Source organism: Halopseudomonas pachastrellae, from assembly GCF_900114765.1.
GTDB classification, from domain to species: Bacteria; Pseudomonadota; Gammaproteobacteria; order Pseudomonadales; family Pseudomonadaceae; genus Halopseudomonas; species Halopseudomonas pachastrellae.
In genome coordinates, this window is record NZ_FOUD01000036.1 from 1 (window position 1) to 7,344 (window position 7,344).

Below are 7,344 nucleotides of genomic sequence, written 5' to 3' on the forward strand. Positions count from 1 at the left end.
GGCGGTTTTTTAGGATGTCTCGCTCTTCGGTCACGCGCTTGAGTTCGGCACGCAGACGACGCAGCTCAGCTTGCTGCTCGTCTTCTTGCACGCGTTGCTTTTCAGGTTTGCTGTAGCGCTTAACCCAGGCATACAGGCTGTGGGTCGACATGCCCAAACGAGACGCTACCTCAGCCACCGGCAGACCTCGTTCGGTCACCTGCCTGACTGCTTCGATTTTGAATTCTTCGGGATAACGCGGATTGCTCATGGCACCTCCTAGTGGGCCGTATTATGAGGCCAGGAGGTGTCTACGAAACTAGGGGCGATTCAGTCCAATCGATCCCAGAAGGCGCTGATGATTGAACCAGTGAACCCATTTCAGGGTGGCTATTTCTACTGCTTCGCGACTCCGCCATGATTGCCGGTGTATCAGTTCCGCCTTGTACAATCCGTTGATGGTCTCAGCCAAAGCGTTGTCGTAGCTGTCTCCTTTGCTACCAACAGAGGGCTCTACTCCGGCCTCCGCGAGACGCTCTGTGTAGCGGATGGAGACGTATTGACTGCCACGGTCACTATGGTGGATCAGATTATCTGATCGTCCTGGCTGCCTTGCATACAGCGCCTGCTCCAGCGCATCCAGCACGAACTCAGTCTTCATGTTGTTGCTGACGCGCCAGCCAACGATTCTGCGTGCAAAGACATCTATCACGAAGGCCACGTACAGCCAGCCCTGCCACGTTGAAACGTAGGTAAAGTCTGAGACCCACAGCTCGTTTGGGCGACTGGCATGGAATTGGCGATTGACCTTGTCGAGCGGGCATACAAGCTTCCCATCAGGCACCGTAGTACGGATTATCTGGCCGCGGCGAACACCCTGTAACCCAAGCCGGCGCATCAACCTTTGCACTGTGCAACGCGCGACGTTGATACGCTCTCGATGTAGCTGCTTCCACACCTTCACGACGCCATAACACTGCATGTTGTCATCCCAGACGCGTTGGATCTCACTACTCAGCAGCTCGTCTTGTCTGGCCCGCATGCTGCGTAGCGCTGGCTGGCGAGCTCGAGCTGCATGCCGGTAGTAACCGGACGGAGCAATCTGCACCACTCGGCAGATCGACTCGACTCCGTAACGGTCACGATATTCGTCGACGAAGCCGTTCAGGGTTTGTTGCGGCGGTCGAGCTCCGCCTGGGCAAAATAAGCACTGGCCAGGCGGAGGATCTCGTTCGCTTTACGCAGCTCACGATTCTCGCGCTCCAGGGCCTTGATGCGGTCCCGCTCCTCAGTCGTCTGACCGGGTCGCTGGCCGTTGTCGGTCTGGTGCTTGCGCACCCAGCCATGCAGCGTCTGTGGGACACAGCCAATTTTGGGTGCAATGGACTCGATGGCTGCCCACTCGGATGGGTAGTCCTTCAAGTTCTCCAGAACCATGCGCACAGCACGTTCACGGACTTCAGGGGAGTAGCTATTGGATTTCTTCATGCCTCATTCTCTCAAGAGTTGAGGCCTCCACGAAACCCGGTGTGATTCATGTGGTAAATCGACACACATGCCTTGGCTGATGCGTTCGCTCGAACTTCGTCAATAAAACTTCGCTCATCGCCGCGCTGTCCTGGCAGTCAACAATACAGCTCATGCTGCAGCCGATCCCATGAGCAGCAAGCAGTAAAAAATAACCATAATGTAATTTTCAGGAAAGGCTCCAGTAAGGACATTGAATCGATTATTACAACTTAGTAAGTTAACTAATTATTTATATAGGGCCATATGCTGGCGGCATGCACGGATACCCGAGAGCGAAAACCCGCCACAGGCTTACAGAAATGTAATGCTTGGGTCAGGCCAATGTCAGCCGTTCGCGGGTACTCTATATAAAATATCTCCGAGTGCCCGCAGGGTTTAACAGGAGCGGTAATGTCTCAGGCCAATCAGCCACACCCCACACTTCAGACCCCATCGGATCGTGACCCTGTTTGTGGCATGACGGTCAAAGCCGACAGCCCGCATCAGACCAGCCACGCCGGCCAACAACTGCTTTTCTGCAGCCAGCGCTGTCTGGAAAAATTCACTGCCGAGCCAAGCAGATATCTGGATGCCGGGCATGCTCATGGCGAGACGCCGACCGTCGATCACGGCGCCGAATACACCTGCCCGATGCACCCCGAAATACTGCAGATCGGCCCAGGCACGTGCCCCAAATGCGGCATGGCCCTGGAGCCGGTCATGCCCGAACTGGAAGAAGAGGACAACCCGGAGCTCAGGGACTTTTCTCGACGCTTCTGGTGGACGTTGCCGTTCACCGTGATTGTCACCGTGCTGGCCATGGGCGGGCATGCCCTCAGTCCGTTCCACGGCGCCACGCAGAACTGGGTCGAACTGGCACTGGCCACCCCTGTGGCGCTCTGGGCTGGCTGGCCCTTCTACGTGCGCTGCGTGCAATCGTTCATCAACCGTAGCCCGAACATGTGGACGCTGATCGGCCTCGGAACCTCCGCCGCCTACCTGTACAGCCTGATCGCCACCCTGGCGCCCGGCGTATTCCCCGACCACTTCATGCAGGGTGAACGCATCGGCGTGTACTTCGAGGCGGCAGCGGTGATCATCTCGCTGACCCTGCTCGGCCAAATCCTGGAACTCAAGGCGCGCTCGCAGACCTCGGCGGCGATCAGGTCGCTGCTCGGCCTGGCGCCCAAGACCGCGCGACGGATCAATTCCGATGGCAGCGAAGAGGACATTCCCCTCACCCATGTGCACAGCGGCGACAAGCTTCGGGTGCGCCCAGGCGAAAAAGTGCCGGTTGATGGCTTGGTGGTGGAAGGCGAAAGCGCGGTGGACGAGTCGATGTTGACCGGCGAGCCGGTGCCGATCATGAAACGCGCCGGTGACAGCCTAATCGGCGCTACCCTCAACAGCCACGGCAGCCTGGTGATGCAGGCACAAAAGGTCGGCAGCTCGACCATGCTTGCGCAGATCGTCCAGATGGTGGCCCAGGCGCAGCGCTCCAAGGCGCCAATGCAGCGGCTGGCCGACGTCATTGCCGGGCGTTTCGTGCTGGCGGTCATCGCCATTGCTATCCTGACCTTCGTGGTATGGGGCCTGTGGGGTCCGGAGCCGAGCTGGGTGTTCGGTCTGATCAACGCAGTCGCGGTACTGATCATAGCCTGCCCCTGCGCCCTGGGCCTGGCCACGCCGATGTCGGTGATGGTCGCCACCGGCAAGGCGGCCGGCAGCGGCGTGCTGTTCCGCGATGCTGCCGCGATAGAAAACCTGCGCAAGATCGACACGCTGATCGTCGATAAGACCGGCACGCTCACTGAGGGCCGCCCTGCTTTCCACAGCGTCGAGGCGGCGCCCGGCTTCACGCGGGACGAGGTACTGCGACTGGCCGCCAGCCTGGATCAGGGCAGCGAACATCCCCTGGCCCACGCCATCGTCGATCATGCCCGTTCCCAGGGCCTGGCGCTGAGCACGCCTGAAACCTTCGAATCGGCCTCCGGCATCGGCGTGCGTGGCAAGGTTGACGGCCGCGACTTGCAGTTGGGCAACACCGCGCTGATGAATGATGCCGGCGTGGATGCCAGCCCACTCAAGGCGCATGCCGAACAACTGCGCGGCGAAGGCGTGAGCATCATGTTCCTGGCGGTGGACAACGTGCTGGCCGGTCTGCTGGCGGTTGCCGACCCGATCAAGCCGACCTCAAAACTGGCGATCCAGCGCCTGCAGGCAGACGGCATACGGGTGATCATGGCCACCGGCGATGGCCTGACGACTGCCCGAGCAGTAGCCCGCGAACTGGGTATCGAGGAGGTGCACGGCGAGGTCAAGCCGCAGGATAAGGAACGCCTGACCGCCTCGCTACAACAGCAAGGACACCGCGTGGCCATGGCCGGCGACGGCATCAACGACGCCCCGGCCCTGGCGCGCGCCGATATCGGCATTGCTATGGGCACCGGCACCGACGTGGCGATGAACAGCGCCCAGGTCACGCTGGTCAAGGGCGACCTGCTCGGCATCCTGCGCGCGCGCAGCCTGTCGGTGGCCACCGTGCGCAACATGCACCAGAACCTGACCTTCGCCTTTCTTTACAACGCCCTGGGGGTCCCTCTGGCAGCCGGCCTGCTCTACCCGCTGACTGGCCTCCTGCTGTCACCAATAATCGCAGCGCTGGCGATGAGCATGAGTTCCGCTTCGGTGGTGTTCAACGCCTTGAGACTGCGCAAAGTATCAATCGATTGAGGTTCTTGACCTTGCCACCTTGGCAAGGTTGAGAATTGCCTCAACCCCAACAGCAACCTCGCAAGGAGATGCCATGAGCACCGTTGAATTGAACGTCAAAGGCATGAGCTGCGGCTCATGCGTCCTGCATGTCACCGAGGCGCTCAACGCAGTTGAAGGCGTCACCGAGGTTGATGTCGACCTGCAAGCGGCCCGTGTGCGGGTCAGCGGAGAGTGCGACAGCGATGTGCTTGTCGCCGCTCTGGGTGATGCTGGATACCCCGCTCAACTGAGCAGTCCGGCGGCCTCATCGAGCACTGCGAAGAAAACCGGATGCAGTGGCAGCAGCGGCTGCTGTTGCAAATGAGCAAACCATTGAAAACAGGTTTTTTATGTCCAGAAGACTGACTACCGCGGCGCTCGCCGCTCTGCTGCTAAGTGGCGCCGCCCAGGCCGCGCAACCCCTGATCATTGATGTGCACCGCGACGCCAACTGTGGATGCTGCAAGGACTGGATTACCTACCTGGAGAACAACGGCTTCGAAGTCCGCGACCACGTCGAACGCAACATGAACACAGTCAAGCAAGACCTCGGCGTGAAACCGCGTCTGGCTTCCTGCCATACAGGCGTGATCGATGGAAAGTTCGTTGAAGGTCACGTGCCCGTGGCGCAGATCCTGGAGCTTCGCAAGCGCCCTGACCTGCTGGGCATCGCCGTGCCAGGCATGCCGGCTGGCTCACCAGGCATGGAGTATGGCGACGTCAAACACCCGTACCAGGTGATCGGAATAACCCGCACTGGCCGAGAAAGGGTCATTGCCAATTATCCGCTGGAACAAGCCGCGCATTAATAGCGACTCGCCGGGCGGGCTGGTACTGGCTGGCATCCTGCGATGCACTGAATCGCAGCGGAGGCCATCCCCCCAGCCCGCACTTCAAAAATCCCGGCTCCGTTAACAAGCTGAAATAGACCTCCTTTTCGTTATTAGCCCGCGAGATGGTTATGTCCCGCCTCCTGCCGTATCTGCTGCTGCTACTGCTTGCCTTGCCAGCCAACGCCGAGATATTTGATTCTTCGCGTCCTCAGTCGGCTCTGTTCGGCACTCCGCTGAACAACAGCCAGGATTTCCTTCCGGTAGACAAAGCCTTCCGCCTCGACCTGTTGGAAACCGGTAAGGACAGCGTCCGCCTGCGCTTCATAAATGCCGAGGGTTATTACCTCTATAAACATCGCTTCGCATTCACCAGCGACCACCCGCAAGTGTCAATTGGCACCCCGCAATGGCCCGCGGCCGAACCGAAAACCGATGAATTTTTTGGCGATGTCGAGGTGTTCTACGGCGTTACCGACTTGCTGCTACCCGTTAATAACCCTCAGAACACACCGTTCACCTTACAGGTGAGCTATCAGGGCTGCGCTGATCTGGGGCTGTGCTATCCGCCAGAGATTCGCAGCTTCGAGGTAGGTGATCCCCCCCTCATTGCAGCCCTGCAACAAGGGGTCGCCATTGACTGGCGTAGTCTGGCGCTGTTCTTCCTGGCGGGCTTGGGCCTGACTTTCACACCCTGCGTGCTACCGATGCTGCCAATTCTGTCTGGCGTGGTATTACGCGGACAACTCGGCGGAACGCGTGGATTACGCCTATCGCTTGCCTACGTACTCCCCATGGCTGCCAGCTTCGCCCTGCTTGGTGCGCTAATGGGCATGTTCGGCGCTGGCCTCAACCTACAAGCGCGCCTGCAGTCACCGTGGCTGTTGGTGCCCTTTGCGATGTTCTTCACTGTTTTAGCTCTGGCCATGTTCGGCGTATTCGAGTTGCGCATGCCGCGCTTTATCACCGAACGACTAGATCTCCTAGCCGGCCAGGCCCGCGGGGGTTCAATGTTGGGCGCCGCCACGCTCGGCGTACTGTCGAGCCTGCTGGTTTCGCCCTGTGTGACTGCCCCTCTGGTCGGCGCACTGCTCTACATAAGCACCACCGGCGACGCACTGGGTGGCGGCCTTAAGCTGTTTGCCCTCGGGTTGGGCATGGGCGCGCCGTTGGTATTGTTCGCCATCGGCGGCGGAGCATTGCTACCCAAGTCTGGCACCTGGATGGTCGGTGTGCGCAAAGCTTTCGGCGTGATGCTGCTGGCTGTCTCTGTATGGCTGCTAGAACGCGTGCTACCCGCTCCAGTGACTTTGGCCTTGTGGGGCCTTTTGGCAGTTGGCAGCGCGATTTGGCTCGGTGCCTTGGAGTTCACCCTCAAGTCCGGCCGGCAAAGGCTCGCCCAACTACTCGGTGTGGCACTACTGGTCTACGGTGTCAGCGCCTGGCTCGGCGCTTTGCAAGGTCAATCCGATCCGCTGCGACCGCTGGGTCAGCTGGACGCCAAAGCCGTACTTCCGAGCGGCGCTAACGCCGGCTGGCAGACCGTGGATACACCAGCTGCTCTGGATGCCGCTCTGCTGTCAGCAAAAAATGCCGACCAACCACTGCTATTGGATTGGTACGCCGACTGGTGCATCAGTTGCAAAGTAATTGAACGAGAAGTGCTGGCAGCACCCGCCGTGCGTGAGCAACTGACCGGTTACCGACTGGTGCGCTTCGACATAACTCGTAGCGATGCCGAGCAACGCGCCCTGCTCGACCGCTACCAGCTGTTCGGCCCACCGGCACTGCAGTTATTCGCTCCCAATGGCGAAGAATGGCAAGATCTCCGTACTGTTGGCGAAACCGACGCTGAGAGTTTCGTCAAACGCCTGCACCAAGCCAACGGCCGAATCTAGATTAGCCCCTCCACTTCTGGAGGGGCGTGTTCTACCCCTGGCTGGCCAGCAGGCTAACGGAAATGCAATCGCCGCTACAGCCTACTGTCATCAGAGCAGCCGGCGGTGTGTAGTGGTCAACAATTCCCGGACAGTGATTTAAGTTTTTCTTCTACAACAGCCGGCGGCACGAGGCCGTTGTGCTGATGTGGTCTTGTCCAGTTGTAGCATTGCATTAGGTAGCGACCTATATCCTGCTCAGCCAGTGCAGCGGTCATGTAGCCTACCGTCGGAACCCACTCCGTTTTCAGGCTACGGAACAGGCGCTCCATCGGTGCATTATCCCAACAGTTTCCGCGCCGACTCATGCTCTGGGTCATCCGGTATCGCCATAG

7 protein-coding genes and 1 other annotated feature are annotated in these 7,344 nt (G+C 59.5%); of the genes, 4 read left to right on the forward strand and 3 right to left on the reverse strand.

Going from position 1 to position 7,344, the window contains the following annotated elements; genetic code table 11:
• Together BM116_RS18205 and BM116_RS18210 are read right to left on the reverse strand one after the other, a co-directional pair.
• Positions 1-250 (reverse strand): transposase (locus BM116_RS18205; protein ID WP_139222383.1); only part of this gene is annotated, 250 nt, incomplete at its 3' end.
• Positions 251-298: 48 nt separating this feature from the next.
• A protein-coding gene (locus tag BM116_RS18210; RefSeq protein WP_090475317.1) for an IS3 family transposase occupies positions 299-1,467 on the reverse strand; the annotation gives its coding sequence in 2 pieces (ribosomal slippage) (positions 299-1,182 and positions 1,182-1,467; 1,170 coding nt in all).
• Positions 1,073-1,189 (reverse strand) — a sequence feature (AL1L pseudoknot). It overlaps the preceding gene by 117 nt.
• Positions 1,468-1,899: 432 nt before the next feature.
• Here BM116_RS18210 and BM116_RS18215 point away from each other — a divergent pair.
• From BM116_RS18215 to BM116_RS18230, 4 genes are all read left to right on the forward strand, one after another.
• Positions 1,900-4,221 carry a heavy metal translocating P-type ATPase gene (locus tag BM116_RS18215; RefSeq protein WP_083729376.1) on the forward strand — a complete coding sequence of 774 codons (2,322 nt, stop codon included), beginning with the start codon at positions 1,900-1,902 and terminating at the stop codon, positions 4,219-4,221.
• A 73-nt stretch (positions 4,222-4,294) separates the two neighbouring features.
• Positions 4,295-4,567, forward strand: a complete 273-nt coding sequence (locus BM116_RS18220) for a heavy-metal-associated domain-containing protein (RefSeq protein WP_083729378.1) — start codon at positions 4,295-4,297, stop codon at positions 4,565-4,567.
• 25 nt (positions 4,568-4,592) lie between these two features.
• Entirely contained in the window at positions 4,593-5,051 is a 459-nt protein-coding gene (locus tag BM116_RS18225; protein ID WP_083729380.1) for a DUF411 domain-containing protein, read from the forward strand.
• A 152-nt stretch (positions 5,052-5,203) separates the two neighbouring features.
• Positions 5,204-6,970, forward strand: coding sequence for a protein-disulfide reductase DsbD (locus BM116_RS18230; protein WP_175494059.1), 1,767 nt, complete (start codon positions 5,204-5,206; stop codon positions 6,968-6,970).
• Positions 6,971-7,086: 116 nt separating this feature from the next.
• On the opposite strand, the gene BM116_RS18235 is transcribed toward BM116_RS18230, so the two are convergent.
• The coding region (locus BM116_RS18235; protein ID WP_139222384.1) for an integrase core domain-containing protein at positions 7,087-7,344 on the reverse strand (258 nt) is incomplete at its 5' end.

Excerpts from the sequence above, each read along its gene's own strand:
- BM116_RS18215 (WP_083729376.1), top strand. The coding sequence starts at position 1,900 with ATGTCTCAGGCCAATCAGCCACACCCCACACTTCAGACCCCATCGGAT.
- BM116_RS18220 (WP_083729378.1), top strand. The coding sequence starts at position 4,295 with ATGAGCACCGTTGAATTGAACGTCAAAGGCATGAGCTGCGGCTCATGC.
- BM116_RS18225 (WP_083729380.1), top strand. The coding sequence starts at position 4,593 with ATGTCCAGAAGACTGACTACCGCGGCGCTCGCCGCTCTGCTGCTAAGT.
- BM116_RS18230 (WP_175494059.1), top strand. The coding sequence starts at position 5,204 with ATGTCCCGCCTCCTGCCGTATCTGCTGCTGCTACTGCTTGCCTTGCCA.